General features: G+C 51.6%; 16 protein-coding genes and 3 pseudogenes. 13 read left to right on the forward strand and 6 right to left on the reverse strand.

Features of this window, described 5'->3' with window-relative positions; translation table 11 throughout:
* Positions 1–582 (reverse strand): annotated as a pseudogene (locus Q0231_RS16475) (imidazolonepropionase); the annotation flags it as partial.
* 163 nt (positions 583–745) lie between these two features.
* Here Q0231_RS16475 and Q0231_RS16480 point away from each other — a divergent pair.
* The 6 genes from Q0231_RS16480 (at position 746) to Q0231_RS16505 (ending at position 7,583) form a co-directional block, all read left to right on the forward strand.
* Positions 746–2,116 carry a formimidoylglutamate deiminase gene (locus tag Q0231_RS16480; protein WP_299349328.1) on the forward strand — a complete coding sequence of 457 codons (1,371 nt, stop codon included), beginning with the start codon at positions 746–748 and terminating at the stop codon, positions 2,114–2,116.
* Positions 2,117–2,119: 3 nt separating this feature from the next.
* A complete protein-coding gene (locus tag Q0231_RS16485; RefSeq protein ID WP_299349331.1) occupies positions 2,120–2,845 on the forward strand; it encodes a UTRA domain-containing protein in 726 nt (241 codons plus the stop codon).
* Between the two features lie 92 nt (positions 2,846–2,937).
* Complete coding sequence (locus Q0231_RS16490; RefSeq protein ID WP_269393284.1) at positions 2,938–3,555, forward strand: hypothetical protein; 618 nt, start codon at positions 2,938–2,940, stop codon at positions 3,553–3,555.
* Between the two features lie 105 nt (positions 3,556–3,660).
* Positions 3,661–5,811, forward strand: coding sequence for a methyl-accepting chemotaxis protein (locus Q0231_RS16495; protein ID WP_269393285.1), 2,151 nt, complete (start codon positions 3,661–3,663; stop codon positions 5,809–5,811).
* Between the two features lie 123 nt (positions 5,812–5,934).
* On the forward strand, positions 5,935–7,104 hold the full coding sequence (locus tag Q0231_RS16500; protein WP_299349334.1) for an MFS transporter: 1,170 nt from the start codon (positions 5,935–5,937) through the stop codon (positions 7,102–7,104).
* Positions 7,104–7,583, forward strand: a complete 480-nt coding sequence (locus tag Q0231_RS16505) for an MmcB family DNA repair protein (protein ID WP_299349337.1) — start codon at positions 7,104–7,106, stop codon at positions 7,581–7,583. Before Q0231_RS16500 ends, Q0231_RS16505 begins: the two co-directional genes overlap by 1 nt.
* Here Q0231_RS16505 and Q0231_RS16510 read toward each other — a convergent pair.
* The 3 genes from Q0231_RS16510 to Q0231_RS16520 all read right to left on the reverse strand — a co-directional run bounded on the left by Q0231_RS16510 (position 7,580) and on the right by Q0231_RS16520 (position 11,187).
* Positions 7,580–9,169, reverse strand: coding sequence for an MBL fold metallo-hydrolase (locus Q0231_RS16510; protein WP_299349340.1), 1,590 nt, complete (start codon positions 9,167–9,169; stop codon positions 7,580–7,582). The two genes, Q0231_RS16505 and Q0231_RS16510, sit on opposite strands and share 4 nt — an antisense overlap.
* 73 nt (positions 9,170–9,242) lie before the next feature.
* The gene (locus Q0231_RS16515; RefSeq protein WP_269393289.1) at positions 9,243–9,797 is read right to left on the reverse strand and encodes an ActR/PrrA/RegA family redox response regulator transcription factor; all 555 of its coding nucleotides are present in this window, start codon (positions 9,795–9,797) and stop codon (positions 9,243–9,245) included.
* 55 nt (positions 9,798–9,852) lie between these two features.
* Complete coding sequence (locus Q0231_RS16520; RefSeq protein ID WP_269393290.1) at positions 9,853–11,187, reverse strand: ActS/PrrB/RegB family redox-sensitive histidine kinase; 1,335 nt, start codon at positions 11,185–11,187, stop codon at positions 9,853–9,855.
* Positions 11,188–11,378: 191 nt separating this feature from the next.
* On the opposite strand from Q0231_RS16520, the gene Q0231_RS16525 reads away from it, so the two are divergent.
* The 4 genes from Q0231_RS16525 to Q0231_RS16540 all read left to right on the forward strand — a co-directional run bounded on the left by Q0231_RS16525 (position 11,379) and on the right by Q0231_RS16540 (position 14,405).
* On the forward strand, positions 11,379–11,837 hold the full coding sequence (locus tag Q0231_RS16525) for a DUF2852 domain-containing protein (protein WP_269393291.1): 459 nt from the start codon (positions 11,379–11,381) through the stop codon (positions 11,835–11,837).
* Positions 11,838–12,001: 164 nt separating this feature from the next.
* Complete coding sequence (locus tag Q0231_RS16530) at positions 12,002–12,733, forward strand: SprT family zinc-dependent metalloprotease (protein ID WP_299349344.1); 732 nt, start codon at positions 12,002–12,004, stop codon at positions 12,731–12,733.
* Between the two features lie 433 nt (positions 12,734–13,166).
* Positions 13,167–13,715, forward strand: a complete 549-nt coding sequence (locus Q0231_RS16535) for a TetR/AcrR family transcriptional regulator (RefSeq protein ID WP_299349347.1) — start codon at positions 13,167–13,169, stop codon at positions 13,713–13,715.
* On the forward strand, positions 13,716–14,405 hold the full coding sequence (locus Q0231_RS16540) for a DUF1295 domain-containing protein (protein WP_299349349.1): 690 nt from the start codon (positions 13,716–13,718) through the stop codon (positions 14,403–14,405).
* Positions 14,406–14,411: 6 nt separating this feature from the next.
* Here the strand turns inward: Q0231_RS16540 and Q0231_RS16545 are convergent, their stop codons facing one another.
* Positions 14,412–16,508: a transglycosylase domain-containing protein gene (locus Q0231_RS16545; protein ID WP_299349352.1), complete on the reverse strand. Its 2,097-nt coding sequence runs from the start codon at positions 16,506–16,508 to the stop codon at positions 14,412–14,414.
* A gap of 582 nt (positions 16,509–17,090) precedes the next feature.
* Here Q0231_RS16545 and Q0231_RS16550 point away from each other — a divergent pair.
* Positions 17,091–17,687, forward strand: a complete 597-nt coding sequence (locus Q0231_RS16550) for a TetR/AcrR family transcriptional regulator (protein ID WP_299349355.1) — start codon at positions 17,091–17,093, stop codon at positions 17,685–17,687.
* Between the two features lie 160 nt (positions 17,688–17,847).
* Here Q0231_RS16550 and Q0231_RS16555 read toward each other — a convergent pair.
* Positions 17,848–18,117: pseudogene (locus tag Q0231_RS16555) on the reverse strand (DNA gyrase subunit B); the annotation flags it as partial.
* A gap of 309 nt (positions 18,118–18,426) precedes the next feature.
* Here Q0231_RS16555 and Q0231_RS16560 point away from each other — a divergent pair.
* Positions 18,427–20,208, forward strand: coding sequence for a type I secretion system permease/ATPase (locus Q0231_RS16560; protein ID WP_299349358.1), 1,782 nt, complete (start codon positions 18,427–18,429; stop codon positions 20,206–20,208).
* A 39-nt stretch (positions 20,209–20,247) separates the two neighbouring features.
* Positions 20,248–20,564: pseudogene (locus Q0231_RS16565) on the forward strand (HlyD family type I secretion periplasmic adaptor subunit); the annotation flags it as partial.

Consider the following 20,564-nt stretch of genomic DNA (forward strand, 5'->3'; position numbering starts at 1 on the left):
CACCAAACCTTCTTGGGCCAAAGCGGGCAGCATTTGATTGGCCACATGTTGGATATAGTCGTCGGCCCGGTCTTTAAACTCGGGCGGTGTGGCGTGTGCGCCCAAAAATGTGGTTTTGATGTTGATCGGGCGTAAAGTTGCGAGCTTTTTAGCGGCCAAGAGCATGTTGCGCTCTGAGGTTAGATCAAGGCCATAGCCAGATTTAATCTCGATGGTGGTTACGCCCTCGGCCAACAATGCATCGAGCCGAGGCAATGCCATTGCAACCAACTGATCAACCGTTGCAGCGCGGGTGGCGGTGACCGTTGATAAAATGCCACCGCCAGCGCGGGCCACTTCCTCATAAGATGCGCCTTCAAGCCGCATTTCAAATTCGTTGGCGCGATTGCCGCCATAGACCAAATGTGTGTGGCAATCGATCAGCCCGGGGGTCACCAGCGCGCCCTGCAAATCATGTTGACGCCATGTGTTAAACGGCGCGGGTACGTCTGCGCTTTGGCCGATCCAGACAATCTGATCATTTTGCACCGCAATTGCGCCATCTTCAAGCAGACCGCCATAGCGCTGATCGGGTAAATCCATCAGTGCGATCTGTGTGTTGATCAACAGATAGTTGGTTTTCGACATCAAAATGCGCCCTAAAATTAGTCAGCGTTTTAACAGGCAATGCTTGCCAGCCATAAAAATATGTATATGCTTATTTTTAATATGTCCATACATATTCAATCTGTCAAATGGAACTGAAATGCAGCATATTTTCGCCAAATCCGCCCTATTGCCCAATGGGTGGGCAACCAATGTCAGGCTTTCAATTGAGGGCGGCAAAATCGCCAAAGTTGAAGCCAACGCGATTAAACAGGAAAACGACACAGACCTTGGCGAGCAGTTACTATTGCCCGCCATTTCAAATGTGCACAGCCATTCGTTTCAACGAGCGATGGCCGGATTGTCGGAACGGCGCGGGGCATCAACGGATAGTTTTTGGACCTGGCGCGATGTGATGTATCGGTTTTTGGACCAGCTCAGCGTTGACAATATTCACGCGATTGCCGCCTTCACCTTTATGGAAATGGCAGAAGCTGGTTTTGCTGCGGTGGGTGAATTCCACTATGTGCACCATCAAACTGGGGGCACCCCATACGACAATGTGGCAGAGACCAGTTTGCAGATCATCGACGCCGCACAGGAAGTTGGATTGGGGCTGACCCATTTGCCCGTGCTTTATAGCTTTGGTGGGGTGAATGGCGAACCGCTTAAAGGTGGGCAACAACGGTTTGGCAGCGATTTTGATTTGTTCGCACTCATGGTTGAAGGCGCGCAATCGGCATTGAAAACCGCGCCTGCTGATTTTCATTTGGGTGTTGCGCCCCATTCCTTGCGGGCGGTGAATAAGGACCTGTTGGCCCAAGTCACCCAATTACTGCCCGGCGCGCCGGTGCATATGCATATTGCAGAACAGTTGGCTGAAGTGGATGACGTAAAAACCCATTGGGGCGCACGGCCCGTTGAGTGGCTTTTGGAAAATGCGCCGGTTGATCAACACTGGTGCTTGATCCATTGCACGCATATGACGCCAGAGGAAACCATCGGTTTGGCCAATACGGGGGCTGTCGCCGGACTTTGTCCGATCACCGAAGCCAATTTGGGGGATGGGATTTTTGAGGCGGTGCGCTTTGTTGAACATGGCGGACAATTTGGCATCGGCTCGGATAGCGACTTGCGGATTTCTTTGGCTGAAGAGCTGCGCACGCTCGAGCACTCCCAACGTTATAAAACCAACCAGCGCACCCTATTGGCAAAGCCACATGGCTCGAACGCGCAATTTCTGTTGCAAAGTGCCGCTGCCGGGGGTGCGCAGGCGCTTGGGCGACAATCAGGGCGCATTGAAGCGGGCCAATGGGCTGATCTGTTTAGCCTAGACCCCCAATTAATTCTGGCGGATGGGCTGAACGAAAGCCTTGCTTTGGACTATTGGATGTTTGCAGGGCGCAATGACAATGTTCACAACCTATGGTCAGCGGGGCGGCATATTGTTAAAGATGGGCAACATATCAACCGTGCTTCGTTTGAACTGAAATTCAGGCAAACGCTGCGCAAGCTGCGAGCCCTATTGTAATTGATGACCACGCGCCCTGAACCTGTTTATCTCAAGATCAAAAACGAGCTGCTGGACCGCATTCGAAACGGTGAATTGCGGCCAGGGGATAAGGTGGAGCATGAAGAAATAATTGCTCAGCAATATGATTGTGCGCGGGCAACGGTTCACCGGGCCATCCGAGAGTTGGCCGAAGAAGGCTATGTGGAACGCAAACGCCGGGCGGGCACCCGTGTTGCTTCAGCGGGCACACGCGCCACGCGGGTAACCATTCCCCTTGTGCGCCAAGAAATCGAAGAACGCGGAGCCAGCTATCGGTTCACGGTGCTTGAACAAGCGGTAAGGGAAACGCCACAGGCCATAGCCGAAAATTTAGGGGTAGAGCGAGGCACAAAAGCGCTTTATCTACGTTGTGTGCACTTTGCCAGTGACATTCCTTTTCAATTGGAAGAACGCTGGATCAACCTTGAAATGGTACCCGAGGCAGAACACGCCAATTTTGATCAGATCAATCCGAATGAATGGCTGGTGCAGTCTTCACCCTATTCAGAGGCGGCGCATTTCTTTTCAGCACAAAACGCAAATGCTGAACAAGCCAGCACGTTAAATGTGTTAGAAAACGATGCCCTTTTTGTCATTGAGCGCCGCACACATCTTGGCGGCAAAGCAATCACCTATGCCCAATTGTTACATCCGGGCGCAAACTACCGCATGACGGCCAAAAACTTCAGTTTTTCGACAAAAAATTAACGGTTCCTACTTACATTGAATTTGTATATTTCACAATACGGTTAAGTTAACATATTAAGTTGTTGCTTCGCCGATCAATTGAGTAGGCGTCCGTGATCAAATTCGATTTCGCAACAAATATGGGGAACAACCCCAACTCGGTTGCCTTAATAGGCGATATTGCTGCGGACTTAGAATTTGCGACAGTTCGTCCCTATATGGGGCTGGCTGATGCTGAGCGCCTATCAAAGACAAATCCGGTCAATTTCTTCCTGTTTGACTATGGGTCGGACTTTGAAAAAACGGTGGAACGCATTAGCGAAATTCGGGCCAGCCATCAATTGCGGGTGCGGTTTGCGCCGCTGATTTGTTTTGTTGAGACACCGTCAAAAGAGTCGATCATTGAGTGTGTTAATGCGGGCTTTGATGACATATTGACAATTCCATGGGTCGCCTCTTCGATCAAAAACCGCTTGGCCAAACAAGTGAACACCAAAAATGTTTATTTTGAAACCGACAGCTATTTCGGCCCGGACAGGCGCCGGTATAATGATGAAGCAAAAAAGCGCGGCGAAAAAGCACCCGCATCGGGTTTTGGCTTTCGGCGCTATGAATTTGTGCGCAACAATTTCGCTGGCGTACAAATCATGCAAGACAAAGTTGTTGGCAAAGCCCCTAGACGGCAAAGCGCGGCCTCAAACAAAGGCGTGCAACATCGGATGAGCATTTAGGTTTAACCCTTCATATGCGCATTAGTGCGTAATGCCCTCCAAATCCGCAATTAACCAACAAGCGGCGACACTGGCTTGAACTTTCAAACCATTGCGAGCCGAAAAATGTTTAAACTCCCTGCATTGAAAATCGCCTATCGCCTCCCCCTGGCGCTAACTGGGTCAGCCCTTGCCATAGGCATTGGGTTGGGCGTTGCAAGTTTTATCATTAGTTCCAACACCGTTGGGCAAATGACGCGCACCAAGCTTGAGACCATAGTGGAAAGCCGCGAGGTGGCGCTGAAAAACTATTTTGAGGGCGTTAGATCAGACCTGTTTGTGGAGGCGCAAAACCCGGTAGCGATCAATGGCATTAAAGATTTGAGCAAGGCGTGGGCACAAATCGAAGGCAACCCTGAGCAGGTCTTGCAAAATGCATATGTGAACAATAATCCCTATCCGTTGGGGGAACGGCATTTATTGCAAAGCGCCAATACGGGCGAATGGTATGATGGTGTTCACGCCAAATATCACCCCTATTTCACTGCCCTGTTGGAACAAATGGGCTATTACGACATATTTCTTTTCAACAATAAGGGGCAATTGCTCTACACCGTTGCCAAAGAAAATGATTTTGCCACCAATTTTGCGCCAAATGGTGGGCGGTGGGCTGCAAGCGATTTGGGGAAAGCCTTTCAAGCCGCATCACAAATGCAGCTCGGCGAACTTAAATTTCTAGACATCTTCCCCTACCCGCCCTCAAATGATGCACCGGCGAGTTTTATATCCACTCCCGTATTCGACAAGGGCGAACGCATTGGGGTGCTGGCCTTTCAAATCCCGGTCGATCAATTCACCAAAATCATGCATGATAAAACTGGTTTAGGCGTCACGGGCGAAACATTTATTGTTGGGGGTGACCATTCGTTCCGCAACGATTCTGTGTTCACTGACCAAAACGACATCCTTACCACCAAGCTCGATTATGCCGCCATTGATGATGCGCTTGCGGGCAAATATGGCTATACAGTCACCGATACCTATCGGGGAGAGGAGTTAAACCTCTTAAGCGTGCCGTTTGAGTTTGCCGGGATCAATTGGGCGGTTGTTGCCGTGCAAGGGGTGTCTGAAGCAAACGCGCCCGTCGATCAATTGCGCAATCTCTTGTTGGCCATCGGCTCAATTATCTTAGGGGTTATTATGATTGCCGGGTTTTTGTTTGCCCGCACCATCACCCGCCCGATTGCCAACCTATCCAACACAATGGCGGATTTGGCTGAAGGCAATTTGGATGTGGATGTTGAAGGTACACAGGGCCAAGACGAGTTGGGGGATATGGCGCGCGCGGTGGATGTGTTCAAAGAAAATGCCATTGCCCGGCGTCGATTAGAAGAAGAAAGTGAGCAAGAGGCCAATGCGCGTTTGGCCCGCCAATCCAAAGTGGAAACACTCATCACGCAGTTCCGTGGTTCTGTGGGTGAAGCTTTAGAGACCGTTTCGCGCAACACAGGACAAATGACACAAACCGCAAATGTGTTGACGGGCATTGCCACAGACACATCAGGGCAAGCCAATGAGGTGGCCAGCGCTTCTAAAGAAGCTTCGGCAAACGTGAAAGCGGTGGCCGCTGCCGCAGAAGAATTGGCGGCTTCAATCGAAGAGATTTCGCGTCAGGTATCCAAAACCAATTCGATCGTCAATACTGCGGCTGAAGCGGCGCAAAGCACCAATACCAAGGTGACCCGACTGGCGGATGCGGCGCAACGCATTGGTGATGTGGTGGCGCTTATTCAAGATATTGCAGAGCAGACCAATTTGTTGGCACTCAATACCTCAATTGAAGCGGCCCGGGCGGGTGAAATGGGCAAAGGCTTTGCGGTTGTTGCAACAGAGGTGAAGAGCCTTGCCAATCAAACAGCCAGCGCAACCGAAGAAATTGCCAACCAAATCACTGAAATTCAAGATAGCACCAAAGAGGCTGTGCAAGCGATTGAACAGATCGCGCAAACCATGGCGGAAGTAACGAGCTATACCACCTCGATCGCCTCTGCGGTGGAAGAGCAAGGGGCAGCGACCGCTGAGATCAGCCAAAGCGTTACCCAAGCGGCAACGGGCACCGAACAGGTGGCAGGCTCGATCAATTTGGTGACCACATCGGCGGGGGAAACCAACCAAAGCGCGAACCAAGTTTTGGTGGCTTCTGAAGATATGGCACGCCAGGCCCAAACCTTACAATCAACCGTTGATACATTCTTGTCCGAAGTTGCTGCAGCTTAAACTGGTCCTCCCCGGTTTAGCTCATGCCAAATGGCCCCTATTTAGGGGCCATTTTTCGTTTGCATAGCCATGAGTTCTCCCCTAGCGTTTGTTGTTTAAACGCCCCTCCTTTGAGTAATCCTCATGATCAAACCCCAACATCGAATTTTTGCGATCTTCTTCTTGTTTGCATTTGGACTTGGATCACTATTGTCACGACTTGCTGACATACAAGTACAACTGGGCATTCAAGAGGGGCAACTGGGATTGGCGCTGATGTGCAGCTCGTTGGGCATGTTGGTTTTTTTGACCTTGGGCGCACCGCTGGTCGAAAAAATTGGCACCAAGCGCACGTTCATTATTGGCAATATTGCGATGATTTCCCTCTATATTCTTGTGGCTGGCTCATCGGTTTACTGGGTTGTGATTGCCACCATTCTGATGGGTGGCATGGCGGTGGGCGCGATGGAAATCTCCATCAATGTGGAAGCAGATCGGCTTGAAGCCCATATTAGGCGGCGCATTATGAATCGCTGCCATGGGTTCTGGAGCTTTGGCTTTTTTGCAGCGGCCCTTCTGGGCGGTTTTATGCGCCAATTTGATGTGTCGCCCTTCATGCACATGATTGTGGTTTTTCCCATTGTTGCCCTTGGCACAATTGGCGCGGTGATTGGCCAAGAAATGGCCCCGGAAAAACCTGACGCCAGTGCCGAAAAGCCAGGGATATTTACAAAACCCACCCCATTTATTTTGGCGCTTTGTGCGGTGTCCTTTGGTGCATTGATCGCTGAAGGTGCGGGCATTGATTGGTCGGTCATTTACATGCGTGACAGTTTTGAAATCGCTGAGTTTGTGGAAAGCTCAAGCCTGATCGCCTTTACGTTGGTGATGGCGCTGACCCGGTTTTTCGCCGACCCGGTGGTGGAGAAATTCGGCACGGTGCTGATGGCGCGTATCTCTATTGGCATTACAATAGTTGGCGTTTCACTGGTGGGGATTGCCCCCACGTTCTGGCTGGCCATTTTGGGGTTCATGCTGTTGGGCATGGGTTCAAGCATCATCTATCCGCTCGCGGTATCCGCTGCCGCCCGTCGTCAAGATCGACCCGCCTCGATCAATGTGGCCTCTTTGGCGCAAACCGCCTTCTTGGTGTTTTTTATTGGCCCAGCCAGCCTTGGCTTTATCGCTGAGAGCTTTGGCATTCGCATGGCATTAATGGCCCCCTTGCCCCTCTTGGTGCTAGGGTTGGCGTTTGCCGGCATCTTAGATGAAAGCCGGTTCCCCAGTGCGAAGAAATCGATTAAATTGGATTAATGAGTTCACACCTTGATCATTTGCCCCCAATTGTTGATGGGCGACAATCTGAGACCGCGTTGCGGGTGCAACGGGGCACCATGCGTTTGTTGCGTGAACGGTTTGATTTTTGTTGCTTTGCGGAAGTCTATTTGGCCAATGGGCGGCGTGCGGACTTGTTGGGCGTCGGCCCGAAGGGTGACATTTGGATTGTTGAGATTAAATCAAGCTTGCAGGACTATCAGGTGGACAATAAATGGCCTGAATATCACCAGTTTTGTGATCGCTTTTTCTTTGCGAAACCACCCGAATTGGATGGCGATATTTTTCCCGAAGATCAAGGTTTAATCGTAGCTGATGGGCACGGTGCGGAAATATTGCGCAATGCAGACGAGGACAAATTGCCTGCCGCGCGGCGCAAAGCCATGATGCTTAGAATTGCCCGCATGGGCGCGGACCGGATCCATCAATTGATGGACCCCGGCCCCAGCGCACTTTAGTTGGCTGCAAGCTCATCTTTGAGCCTTTTGATCAACTCTAGACGCTCTTTGTCGCTCTTTTTTCTCGTCAGCAGATTGCCCAATTCAATTGAAAACTGAGTATATTCGCTGGTCCAATCGGCATTGAATTGTTCTGGATCGATACGCGGGGCATCTGTGTGGACGACGCGGGCGATACCTGTGGCACGAAGTTCAAAACGATCATCCAATTGTGGCGCACGCACCTTATCGCCGTTCAACCCTTTTTCAGCCAAGGCTTTTTGCATGGCCTTGCGTCCCTCATCTTCCCCATGGGTGAGGAAAATCGCGCCGTGCGCGGGCAAACGTTCTGCAATCCAATCCATCAATTCTGTGTGGTCACCATGGGCGGAATAATTGCCAATGGAACGAATATTTGCCCGCACCACGTGGTTTTCGCCGTGAATGCGCACTTCAGGACTTCCAGACTGAATGAAATTACCCAATGTGCCTGGTGCTTGATAGCCCACAAACAAAACCGTTGATTTGGGGTCTGAAATATTGTTGCGCAAATGGTGTTTGATGCGGCCCGCATCGCACATGCCAGAAGCAGCCATTATGATGGCGCCACCATTGATCTTGTTGATGTCTTTTGACTCTTGCACTGATTCAACAATGCGGAACCGATTGTCAGCAAATAGCTCGTCTGGGCTAAGTTCCATATCGTGAAACCCTTTAGAATGCCGCTTGAACACAGCGGTCACCTTTCGGGCCAAGGGACTATCAAGAAAGACCAATTGTGGATCAATATCACCATTTTTGATCAACAATCCGATATCGTGTAGCAATTCTTGCGATCGTTCGACCGCAAAGGCGGGGATCACCAAATTGCCCCCACGCCCCAGCGCGCGGTTGATTTCAGTTTTGAGAACGTCACGACGTTTTTCTAGAGAATAATCATCACGTTCCCGACCACCGTAGGTGCTTTCACAAAGGATATAGTCAAAGCCAGCTGGCGCATCAGGTTCGAGATAGAAGACCTTTTCATCTGGGCCAATATCGCCTGAAAACAAAATGTGAATCGGTTTGCCACTCGCATCGTCTACTTGCACCTCAATAGAAGCTGAACCTAAAATATGCCCCGCATTCCAAAACCGTGCTTTTACACCTGGACCGGGTTCAAACCATGTTTGATATTCATATCCCACTGGGCGGGTTAGCGCTTCTTGTGCGTCTTCTTTTGTGTAGAGCGGATCAATGGGCGGCTTGCCTTTGCGGGCGCGCCGACGATTTTCACGCTCAGCTTCATACTCATGAATGCCGGCGCTATCGGGCAACAAATAATCCATCAACCCGGCGGTCGCCTCTATGGCGTGAATTGGACCTTCAAAGCCATGTTTCACTAGTTTGGGCAACAGGCCCGCATGATCAATATGAGCGTGGGTGAGCAGCACATAATCAATGTCCGCCGGGCGAAATGGAAACGGTTTTTCGTTCAAGGCACGAACAGTCCTATTGCCTTGGAACAGACCACAATCCACCAAGAATTCCCCGCCGGGGTGGGAGATCCTATAGCAAGAACCGGTGACGGTGCCCGCCGCACCATGAAAAGACAATGTAACCGTCATGTGTCGACCTATTGTTTTTAAAAATCAAATGGGTGGCGCGAGCAGCTTGAAGAGCGCTCGCGCAAATTTAGTTTTATCGTGGCGCGCGTTTTGCCAAAATGCGCTGCAATGTGCGCCGATGCATGTTCAACCGCCGAGCTGTTTCGGACACATTGCGGTCGCATAATTCATAAACCCGTTGGATATGCTCCCAGCGCACCCGATCAGCTGACATGGGGTTTTCTGGCGGGTCGGCCTTTATTTCATCATCCGATGCCATGAGCGCTTTAAACACATCATCGGCATCAGCAGGTTTTGCCAAATAATCCACCGCGCCGAGCTTAACCGCGGTAACGGCAGTCGCAATATTGCCGTAACCAGTGAGCACGACAGCGCGTGCATCGGGCCGTTTTTCATTTAGTGCAGACACAACTTGCAATCCATTGCCGTCTTCCAAGCGCATATCCACCACCGCAAAGGCTGGGGGGTTGGACTTCACTTGGGCAATGCCTGCGGCGACGCTGTCAGCGACGCGCACGTCAAAGCCGCGCTTTTGCATGGCGCGTTCAAGCCGGGTGAGGAACGGCTTGTCGTCATCCACCAGCAATAGTGACAGGTCTTTGCCCATCAATTCTTGCACATTTGTCATTGGCTTACCTCGCAATCAATTCAACCTATGTCACACATTGCCGCGCGACAAAAGATCATCTCATCTCCCCGGCTGGGACCTTATCTGACTTTTCAATTTCAATCACCTGTCGGCGCCAGCGTATATTGACGCAGGCATGACCGTTCGGGTTTAGGTTGGCAAACCCCACCTGTGCGCCCGAGCGTTCGAGCAAGGTTTTGGCGATAAATACCCCCAAACCTAGACCGCCTGGTTCGGTTGGATCGTTATCAATGAGGTCATCTTTTGGCCGGCTGGTCAGATAGGGTTCTCCGAGCCGCACCAGCATTTCGGGCGCAAAGCCCGCGCCATCATCTGTGATATTGATCAGCACTTGATCTTTTGACCACACAAGATCGATTGTGACCACTTGCTGGGCGAAATCCACCGCGTTTTCGATGAAGTTGCCTAACCCATAGTTCAGCCCTGCGTTGCGCGCGATCAATGGTTCGCTGCCCTCGCCCTTTTTGTTGATCACAATTTCAATGCCAAAAAAGCGGTGCGGCTCGACCACTTCAGCGACAAAATCTGAAAGGGTTAACTCGCTAAAAGGGTCCTCGCCCGCGTTTAGGTTACGCAGCTTTTGCAAAATGGTTCGACACCGGGCCGCCTGTTCTGAAATCAATTCAAGATCTTGCTTTACTGATTCCTTGTCACTGAGGTCTGAAAGCGCTTCTTTACCCGCAAGGGCAATCGTTGCCAAAGGCGTGCCCAACTCGTGGGCGGCCGCTGCGGCCAAACCATCAAGGGCGGTAATATGGGTTTCGCGGGCCAACACCAATTCGGTTGCGCTTAACGCATCAGCCAATTGGCGCGCTTCGTGCGCCACACGGTTCGTGTATGCTGAAATAAAACTCACCCCACACACAATACCCACCCAAACACCAAATGTATAAAGATTGGGGAATTGGACCGGCGTTTGCGGGTCCCACGGCAAGGGAAAGTGAAAGAACCCGAGCGCTGTTGCAATGCCAACAACAAGGACGCTCAACCCAACTGTCCAGCGAAAAGGCAGGGTGGTGGCGGACACAGAAATTGGCGCCAACAGCAAAATGGCAAAGGGATTGGACAGGCCACCTGTCAAATAAAGCAGACCGCCAAGTTGCATACAATCGTAAGCCAGCATCGCCGCTGCATAGTGCGAACGCAGGCGATAATTGGCCGGATATTTGATAAGCAGAATGACATTGAGCCAAGCCGAAAGGGCAATCAGGGTAAAGCATGCCCCAAGCGGCAATTCATAATTTAGGGCAAAAGCGACTAGCAGCACACCAACGGATTGCCCCCCTACCGCCAACCAGCGCAATCGCACCAGTGTTTCAAGCCTTAGGCGATGGTGGGACCCGATTTTCGTCGCAGCAAACACGCTCATTTGTACTTTTGAACTCCAAGTTTGGTCATTTGATACGCAATTGCGACAGGGATTCATATGCGAAATACGGCTAAATCCCCCCGAATGGTTCACTTTGCGTACATTTCAAGAGGTATTTTTCACTTTTTTGACGCTTGAAGCCAAAGCGTTACGCCCCAAATCTTGTGTATCGTTGATGAAGGAAGAGAAAAATGAGCACAGCAATTATTAAACCCCATTGGTCCCCTATAAACATTGCCTTGATGGTTTTGGGCTTTGTTTTCTTCTGGCCGCTTGGCCTTGCAATGCTTGCCTACATTTTGTGGGGCGAACATTACGGTGGCACCGGTGAAAAGGCGGAAAAGTGGATGAACAAGCAAAAATGCAAGATGGGCCGTAAACGTGGCCGTTATGGTCGCCACTCAGCAACTGGTAACGCGGCATTTGATGAGTACCGTGAAGCTGAAATCCGTCGCCTAGAAGAAGAGCGCATGCGCCTTGAGCAAGAACGTTCTGACTTTGAAGAATTCTTGCGCAGCTTGCATATGGCACGTGACCGCGAAGAGTTTGATCGCTTTAAATCAGCCCATAAAGCCAAGAGCTTTAGTGAAGATAATGCTGACGAGGTGAGCAAGCCGAAGAAAAAGAAAAGCGAAAGCGACGACGAGTAACAATTTGGGCATCGCATATGTGCGGTGCCTTTCAATAAACCTCTCCCCGCCGGTTGACCCTGGCACCCCCGAAAAGCATCTGCTCTTTATTGAGCAGGTGCTTTTTTTGTTTAGGGCAAATTTGGAGCTTGCCTTTGTGGCGCTGATACGCAAAATCGAGCCTTATGTTCTTTGCCAAAAAATCTGAACCCATTCCACAAAGCACTGTCATTGAAATTGATGGTCAGCCCCAAGACATTCTTGTGCGTCAGAACAATCGCGCAAACCGTTATAGGATAACACTGGATAGCCGGCAGGGGATAATTCTGACGGTGCCTAAATCGGGCAATTGGCGCGAAGCCCAGAATTTTTTGACCAAGCAGCACAATTGGTTGGCGGCGCGTCAACACCATGTGGTGGCGCCAAAGCCCATTGAACAGGGCATAAAGCTGCCGGTGCGTGGTGTTGACACACTGATCCAGAGCACGGGCAGTTTGCGTGGTCTTCCCCGACTTGAACCACTAGAGGGCGCGCCAATTTTGCACGTGCCCGGCGCGCCTGAACACATTGGTCGCCGCACGATCAATTGGCTCAAGGCTGAAGCAAAAACCGATTTATCCCACAGCGTCGAAATCCACACCCAGCGACTTGGCGTGCGCCATAAGGCCATCAGCATGCGTGACCAGTCGACCCGTTGGGGATCATGCTCGTCCGCGGGCAACCTCAACTTTAATTGGCGGCTGATCCTTGCCCCACCTTTTGTGCTTGATTATGTGGCGGCGCACGAAGTTGCGCACTTAATCGAAATGAACCACAGCCAAGCCTTTTGGGATCAAGTGGCGCGCACTTTGCCCGACATGCAACGCGGCCGCTCTTGGCTCAAAGTGCATGGCCGCACACTTTTTGCCTATCAATAGGCCAACAGGCCTATCGACCATGTCGTTTCGTTATGCCCAGGTATCAGACGCCAACTGCTTTATTGCCGGCAATCAATTTAGAAATCGCCATCAGACTGGCGCCCCACTAGGTACCAGGTACTAGGTACTAGGCAGCATCAGCGCTCCATCTGACAGCAGATGAGGAGCTTTTCAATGGTGCCGTCAATTTTGTTGCAATCGTCACTGACGTTTTTGGGATATGTGCTTTGATTTTGCGTCGCGCGATACGCCGTAAGCTTCACATCCCTTCATGGGTTTCACTCCCAGCCCTTGACCGCCACCACTCGCCAACCTATCTTGATGAAACCGACCGAACGTTCGGCCTAGTTCTTCAATTGGCTTGATTGATGGGAAAAAGGGAGGGCGTCTTGTGTTGGTGGCGTTTTTTAAGGGGCGGAAAGGATAGGGTGATATGAACATTGATGCTTTGGACAAATTGGATGGCAAACAGCGGGCGCTGTTTGCAGCATTTCAGCTGTTTTTGCAGCATGGGGTCGACGGCACCAGCATTGACGAAGTGGTGAAAGTTGCGGCGATTTCGCGGGGTGGGCTGTATCACCATTTTGCCTCCAAAGATGAACTTTATGACGCGGTACTTGAGTTGTATTTTTTGCGTGGCTATTCCGAATTTGACTTGGCAGTGTTTGATAGTCTTCCATTTGAAGCGCAAAAAACCACGCTGACCAGCGCCATCAGTTCCATGTTTGTGGATGTTACCCATCGCTATGGGGTCGATAAAGCCCGTTATTTTGCCCTATATTTTGACAGCCTAAGCCGTTCGGAAAAATTTAGACGCGCCGTACAAAAGTTTTACGCAAATGTTTTGGCTGCGCTTGAAAACAGTGCGCCCAGCAAACAGGACGCCATAACCTTTATGCGGCTGGTAGAAGGTGAGATTTATTTCTCCACCATTTATGAGCGCACGCCAGATTTTACATCATTGAACCCGAGCGAGGATTAAATGCTTGATCTCTACGCAACCAAGGGTACATCGGTGCCACAGAAATTGACCATAATCACCGCTGAGTTGGCCCTAATAGGATTGGCCTATTTCATCATGTTTGGTGCGGGACAGGCCTGGTTTGATTGGTTATTTGACATGCCAATTGAGCCGGAAATGGGCAGACGCTGGATCATTTTATCGTTTAGCCTGATAACATTGGCCCGCATGTTGTTCACGATGTTTTATTTGATGCAACGGGCAATTCCGTGGTCTGAAACCATTCCTGTGCCGCTTGCTTTTGCGCTTTATTACATTGGATTCGCCATATTGGTTTTACCCAATGGGGCACCGCTTGGGGCCCTTGATTTTGCCGCCATAGGGCTGTTTATCGTTGGGGGCGCAATCAACACAGTGTCTGAATTGATGCGCCATTTATTCAAACAGAATCCGGCCAATAAGGGAAAACTTTATACCGGTGGCTTGTTTGGTCTTTCAATGCACATCAACTTTTTTGGCGATGTGTTGTGGGTGCTCGCCTATGCAATGGTTGCCGGGCACTTTGTTGGCTATTCGATCCCGGTTTTGCTTTTGGCGCTGTTCATGTTTTTTTACATCCCGTCGTTGGATGCCTATTTGGCGAAGCGGTACGGGCAGGCATTTTACGACTATGCGGACAAAACCAAAAGGCTCATCCCATTTGTTTGGTAGCCCATTTTACCGACCAAAAATGCTAGACAAGAGATCTCCGATTGATCGGCGTTGCGGTTCATTTTGCGCTTGCTGTCCAATGGGTTCGGGCGGTGCTTGATCGAAACGCCCATCTCCGCCCGGCAGCTGGGCGACGGCCCAATCGCTGTGCGCCTTTTGCATAAACTCGCGCCATACGTCCACTGGGAAAGAGCCGCCGCCAACTTTTTGCATGGGGCTGCCATCATCATTTCCCAACCATACGCCGGTGACCAGCCGTGCTGAATAGCCAACAAATACCGCGTCGCGGTTGTTCTGTGAGGTGCCCGTTTTGCCCGCCACTGGCCAATTTCCAAATGCGGCTTTGCGCCCTGTGCCCACTTCAATGGCATGGGTGAGCATATCATTCATTTTGCCCACAGCATCGGATGCCATTACTTGACCGGGGCCAGAGGGGATATGGGAATAGAGCACCTCCCCATCTGGGGTTTCAATGGAGGAGATCACATGCGCAATAATGCCCTGACCACCATTGGCAAAGGGCGCATAGGCGGCAGTCAATTCGAGCAAGGAAATCTCTGGTGTGCCCAATGCGATAGAGGGCAAAGGCTTGATATTGGATGAAATGCCAAGCTTATAGGCGGTGTTGACCACATTTTGTGGTCCCAATTCAATGGCCAATTTGGCCGACACAAGGTTTGATGATTGGGCCAATGCGTCCCGCAATTCCATGCGACCTTTAAACTTGCCGGTGGCATTTTCCGGGGCCCAGCCCTTATAGGTGAAGGGGCTGTCGTCAACCATCGTGTTGGGTGAGTAGCCATTTTCAACAGCGGTCAAATAAACAAATGGTTTGAACGCAGAACCGGGTTGGCGTTTGGCGGTGATCGCCCGGTTGTACTGACTTTTGGTATAGTCCGTGCCACCAACGATGGCTTGCACTGCGCCGTCCGGGCGCATGGCTACCAATGCGCCTTGGGAGAAGTCGCGTTCGTCGCCGTTTTTGCGGATAATTTCTTTGATCAAAAACTCCGCTTCTTTTTGCAGTTCCCAATCGATGGTGGTGCGCACAATCACGTCTTCATCCACAATACCCAAATATGAATCCATTAGGGTTTCGACCCAGTCGGCTACGTAATATTCTGTGCCCGTGATGCGGGTGCGAATGCGCTTATTTGGATCGATGGCGGCTGCATTGGCTTCTTTTTCTGAAATGAAGCCCTCTTCGGCCATGGCATTCAAAACAAGCCGCGCCCGTTCGGCCGCCCCTTCTGGGTTTTTGTTGGGCGCAAGGCGTGATGGGGCTTTGAGCACCCCGGCTAAAATGGCCGCTTCACCTAGCGAAAGATTGCGCGCGGACTTGCCAAAATAGCGCTGTGTTGCCGCTTCGATCCCATAGCTGCCCGCACCGAAATAAACCCGATTGAGATACAACTCAATTAGCTCGGATTTAGAATAGTTTTGCTCAAGCCAGATGGCGAGCAAGACTTCTTGGATTTTACGGCCATAATTCTGATCAGGCGTTAGAAAAAGGTTCTTCGCCAATTGTTGGGTGATTGTTGACCCACCGCCAGTTATGCGGCCTTTGGCGATGTTATTCACGAACGCGCGGGCAATGCCAATCGGGTCAAAGCCGGGATGATCATAAAACCGTCGGTCTTCAATCGCGAGAACCGCATTGGGCACATAATGGGGCAACTCGTGAATTGCCACAGCTTCGCCACCCATTTTTCCCCGGTTCGAAATAAGCCGTCCGTCAGCTGCGACAATGCGAATATTGGCGGGACGGTCTGGAATGGCCCATGTGTCGGAGGCTGGCAATTGCATGCCATAATAGGCGACAATGCCCGCAACGGCGATGAAACCCCAAACAGCGGCAACGGTGCCCCAATAGAATAATTTCTTGAACAACCACCAGAACCAAGATTGTTTCTTTTTTGCTGGTGCCCGTTTGCGCGAGGAGGCTTTGGCTTTGGTTTTTGCCTTTGTGGTTTTTGACGCCGGTTTGCGCGTGACTTTCTTGCCGCCGCCCACACGGTCTTTTTGGGTCAAGCGCATATCTGCGTTTTTGGGGCCGGGTCGCTTTGCCAAGGTTTTGCTCGCTAGAAAATTTGGAACTGACATATTCAGTTTTGCTACTGTATCTAACTTAAATGTGGCCGGTTTATGGGCCGTAAAGAAAGGCACAAGAAGCGGGCCCGTGATGTTTATCACGTGCCTTTTTTTCATTTTTCCGATGGCACGAGGCGAAATTGGCTCAATGCGCTAAATTTTTTATGTTGGTTTGGAGCCAAAAATGCCCCGTGCCATTGGCAGTTGCAAACTATGGGCGCTAACCCCGAGGTGCTAAACCCTTCTATCCCCTTGCTCCGCGTTCCATCAAAATTGTTTTGATCGCCTTGATCATTTGATGAGTGCCAAATGGCACAGGTGAGAAACAATACCCACCAAACGTCTTAAAAGCTGCCTTCGGTGTCAGGCTGGACCATCGCACATAGTTTGCAAGGCTTGTGGTGCGACCACCATAAACCTGCCAAGTACATGCTCACCTAAGTTGGTGCCCCATTGCCCGTCGGCAATCGGATGGGGACGCATGTACATATGAACAATAGGCGCGATGGGATGCCCCGAGGATAAGTTTTTTCCTTTTACTGGTCATCTCTTGCTATTGATGATAGTCATCATCTAAAATCTATTGGGGTTGTGATGCGTGTAACTGAAGAAATTGTGGCTAAGAATCACGAGCGAATTTTGGAAACAGCGGCGAACTTGTTTCGTCTGCAGGGCATCAAACAGACTTCTTTGTCCGACGTGATGAGCCAATCTGGGATGACGCACGGGGGGTTTTACCGACACTTTAAGTCAAAGAACCACTTGGTGGCTGCGGCCTTACAAAAGTGTATGGACAAAACCATCGCCGATCTTTCTCCTGAGCGTAATATGCCTGCGGGCCAAGAATTGCTGAATGCGTTCTTGGAGCAATATTTGTGTGACCGGCATTTGCACAACCCACACGATGGGTGCGCAGTGGTAGCTTTATCGAATGAAGTTTATCGCTCAGATGATGCTATTCGCGATGTATATACTGATGGGATTGTGCGCTGGATCGAGGTCTTGTCGAACTTGTTGGTTGGGGACAAGGTGGTACGGCGCAGGACCGCCATGCAAATCATCTCAACCCTTGTGGGAACCATGATGGTGGCGCGAGCGGTAAATGATGAGGCGCTAAGCCAAGAGTTTATGGGCGTTGCGATTGATCGGGTGGATGAAATTTTGATGCCGGAGCGGCAAGAGATCCAATGATAAATGCTTTAAGGATCAAGTTCCGATACCGAAGCGAGCATTGGGCGGTCAGATCGGCGCACATTTGCGCCGCGCTATCGCAGGTTCCACGATGAGCGTGGGGCGGACACACTCGTGTGTCGCCCGTCATGCACATCGCAATGCGAACCGTGAGATAGAATTAAGCGTCGATATTTGTGGCGCTTAGGGCGTTTTCTTGAATGAAGTCGCGGCGCGGTTCCACCAGATCACCCATGAGTTTGGTGAAGGTTTCGTCTGCCACATCGCTTTCTTTCACGTGCACTTGCAAAAGCGAACGCACGTTTGGATCAAGGGTTGTTTCCCACAGTTGCTCTGGGTTCATTTCGCCCAAGCCCTTATAACGCTGCATCGAAATGCCTTTGCGCCCAAAGCTTGTGACCGCTTCGTAAAGGGTGAAGGGGCCATAAATCTCTTCTGCATTGGTTTTACGCTCAAATTTGGCGACACCCACAAAAACATCAGCGATTTCTGCGTGCTCAAAACTGTTTTGGACCGCAGAGGTTTCCGTAACGCTTGCAGAGTTGATCTTTGGAAAGATGGTAAATTCTTTTGATCTCTGCCTGCGGCAAGACTTTGGGTTTTCCAGAAACCCTGATGTCGACGACTGTCGTCCGAATTGTAGCAAAGTGTGACAAACGCCCTGTTTTTAAGAACTTGCACTTGTTGACTTGGAAATGGGTCGCCAAATCGGCTGCACATTTGATCCACGGAGACAGTCATGAAAAGCCATATTCCAGTACCCCCGCAGCTTGTTGTCGCCAAACGTGCGATGCGAGGAAATCTAATAGCTGTCGGGTTGTTCAGCGCAATTGTAAACATCTTGATGCTGACCGGTCCGATTTTCATGTTGCAGGTCTATGATCGCGTTCTGACCAGCCAAAGTGTCAACACGCTGCTTGGCCTGGCGATACTCGCCGCCTCTCTTTACCTGTTTATGGGGATCATCGATGCTGCGCGCGTTCGCGTGTTGGTTTCAATGGGTCATCGATTCGAACAGCGGCTGGCTGGTATGGCCTTCGCCAGTGGGCTTTCCGCCCCTGCTCCGGGCCGGCCGGCTGGCGGCAACGCAATCCGGAATGTTGAGCAAATTCGCAGCTTTCTATCAGGCCAGGGAGCGGCGGCGCTCTTTGATCTGCCTTGGATGCCTATCTATTTTGGGCTTGTTTTTGCACTGCACGTTTGGCTCGGTTTCCTTGGGATTGCGGGGGCGGTTGTCCTTATCATCGTGGCCTTGGTTACCGACCGCGCTGTGCGCAAGGCCACTGCTGTCCAATCAGAACACGCTGGTCGCCGCGCCAGTCTTGCGGAAACGAGTCGGCGAAATGCCGAATTCGTCCGCGCGATGGGTATGCAAACCAACCTAACGTCCAAATGGCAGCGTCTCAATGAACGGTTCATCGGGGCCAGTTCACGATCTGCGGTTACGGTTGCCTTGTCTTCGAGCGTAACCAAGGTTTTTCGGTTAGCGCTTCAGTCGACCATTCTCGCAGTTGCGGCGTATCTCGCGATCCACAATCAGCTTTCACCCGGCTCCATCGTCGCGGCGTCGGTCATCATATCCCGTGGCCTGCAGCCGATCGAAACGCTCGTCGGCGGCTGGCGCGGGATCGTCGGGGCACAGCGCGCCTGGAGCCAGCTCAAGGCGATCTTGGCGACGCAACCGGACGACGCGCAAATCGAGATGCCGGACCCCAAGAGTTCGCTTTCTGTAGACGGCCTTTACGTTGTGCCGCCCGGTAACACGAAGCCAACCCTTAAAGGCGTCAGCCTGGAGCTTTCTTCCGGCGAAGCGCTCGCGGTCATCGGCTCAACGGGTTGCGGCAAGTCGACATTCGCCCGCGCTCTCGTTTCGGCTTGGACGATATCGAGGGGCAGCGTGTGTTTCGATGGCGTCCCGGCCAACCAATTCCGGCCCGAGGATCTTGGGCGCCAGATCGGTTACCTGCCCCAGGACGTGGAACTATTCGAAGGCACACTTGCTGAGAACATTGCGCGCTTTGATCCCGAGGCGGAAGATTCGGCCGTGATTGCCGCAGCCAAGACCGCTGGTGTGCATGAGCTGATTACAAGCCTCGATGGCGGCTACACCGCACTCGTCGGAGAGCAAGGGGCTGCTTTGTCAGGCGGGCAGCGTCAACGCATCGCGCTGGCCCGGGCGCTCTATGGCAATCCGTTTCTGGTCGTCCTGGACGAGCCGAACTCCAATCTTGACGCAGCGGGGGAAGCAGCCCTGAATGCTGCCATCGCCAGCGCTAAAGCGCGGGGTGCAATCGTCGTCGTCATTGCGCACCGTCCGAGCGTCCTTGGTGCCGTGGACAAAATCCTTGTTATGGATGACGGGCATTCGGTTGATTTCGGTTCGCGAGATGACGTGCTCTCCCGTCTGCGTGAGCGAAACGAAGCGGCCCTACGAGGGGCACAGCCCGTAAGTAAATTAGGCAAGCCGCAGGAACCCCGCGGGTCTGAGACACCTCCTGCGACGGCAACCGCTGCGGGCTGACAATCTAATTCTGAACTGAATACTTTTGAGGAAAATCCAATGAATACGAAAAATGATACTTCAGACAACTTTACCGACCGTTCCTACCGTTCGATTGTCACGGGCGCACTGGCGTCGGTTCTTCTGGTCGCCGGTATCGGCGGCTGGGCGGTCACGACCCATCTTTCCAGTGCAGTCGTGACGCAGGGGAGCGTTGTCGTGGCTTCCGATCTCAAGGCAGTCCAGCATTCGGACGGTGGCATCGTGGGTGACATTCGCGTCCGTAACGGAGATCGGGTTCAGGCTGGTGACATCGTGATGAGTTTCGACGACCAGCTTTTGCAAAGCAGCCGAGCACTCATTGATGACCAACTCAT

It is taken from the genome of uncultured Maritalea sp., from assembly GCF_937139385.1.
GTDB lineage: Bacteria > Pseudomonadota > Alphaproteobacteria > Rhizobiales > Devosiaceae > Maritalea > Maritalea porphyrae_A.

What these genes read in the sequence shown, in the direction of transcription:
- Q0231_RS16505 (WP_299349337.1), top strand. Translation starts at nt 7,104, where the DNA reads ATGAGTTCACACCTTGATCATTTGCCCCCAATTGTTGATGGGCGACAA.
- Q0231_RS16540 (WP_299349349.1), top strand. Translation starts at nt 13,716, where the DNA reads ATGCTTGATCTCTACGCAACCAAGGGTACATCGGTGCCACAGAAATTG.
- Q0231_RS16560 (WP_299349358.1), top strand. Translation starts at nt 18,427, where the DNA reads ATGAAAAGCCATATTCCAGTACCCCCGCAGCTTGTTGTCGCCAAACGT.
- Q0231_RS16535 (WP_299349347.1), top strand. Translation starts at nt 13,167, where the DNA reads ATGAACATTGATGCTTTGGACAAATTGGATGGCAAACAGCGGGCGCTG.
- Q0231_RS16485 (WP_299349331.1), top strand. Translation starts at nt 2,120, where the DNA reads ATGACCACGCGCCCTGAACCTGTTTATCTCAAGATCAAAAACGAGCTG.
- Q0231_RS16525 (WP_269393291.1), top strand. Translation starts at nt 11,379, where the DNA reads ATGAGCACAGCAATTATTAAACCCCATTGGTCCCCTATAAACATTGCC.
- Q0231_RS16520 (WP_269393290.1), bottom strand. Translation starts at nt 11,187, where the DNA reads ATGAGCGTGTTTGCTGCGACGAAAATCGGGTCCCACCATCGCCTAAGG.
- Q0231_RS16545 (WP_299349352.1), bottom strand. Translation starts at nt 16,508, where the DNA reads ATGTCAGTTCCAAATTTTCTAGCGAGCAAAACCTTGGCAAAGCGACCC.
- Q0231_RS16550 (WP_299349355.1), top strand. Translation starts at nt 17,091, where the DNA reads ATGCGTGTAACTGAAGAAATTGTGGCTAAGAATCACGAGCGAATTTTG.
- Q0231_RS16510 (WP_299349340.1), bottom strand. Translation starts at nt 9,169, where the DNA reads ATGACGGTTACATTGTCTTTTCATGGTGCGGCGGGCACCGTCACCGGT.
- Q0231_RS16495 (WP_269393285.1), top strand. Translation starts at nt 3,661, where the DNA reads ATGTTTAAACTCCCTGCATTGAAAATCGCCTATCGCCTCCCCCTGGCG.
- Q0231_RS16480 (WP_299349328.1), top strand. Translation starts at nt 746, where the DNA reads ATGCAGCATATTTTCGCCAAATCCGCCCTATTGCCCAATGGGTGGGCA.
- Q0231_RS16515 (WP_269393289.1), bottom strand. Translation starts at nt 9,797, where the DNA reads ATGACAAATGTGCAAGAATTGATGGGCAAAGACCTGTCACTATTGCTG.
- Q0231_RS16530 (WP_299349344.1), top strand. Translation starts at nt 12,002, where the DNA reads ATGTTCTTTGCCAAAAAATCTGAACCCATTCCACAAAGCACTGTCATT.
- Q0231_RS16500 (WP_299349334.1), top strand. Translation starts at nt 5,935, where the DNA reads ATGATCAAACCCCAACATCGAATTTTTGCGATCTTCTTCTTGTTTGCA.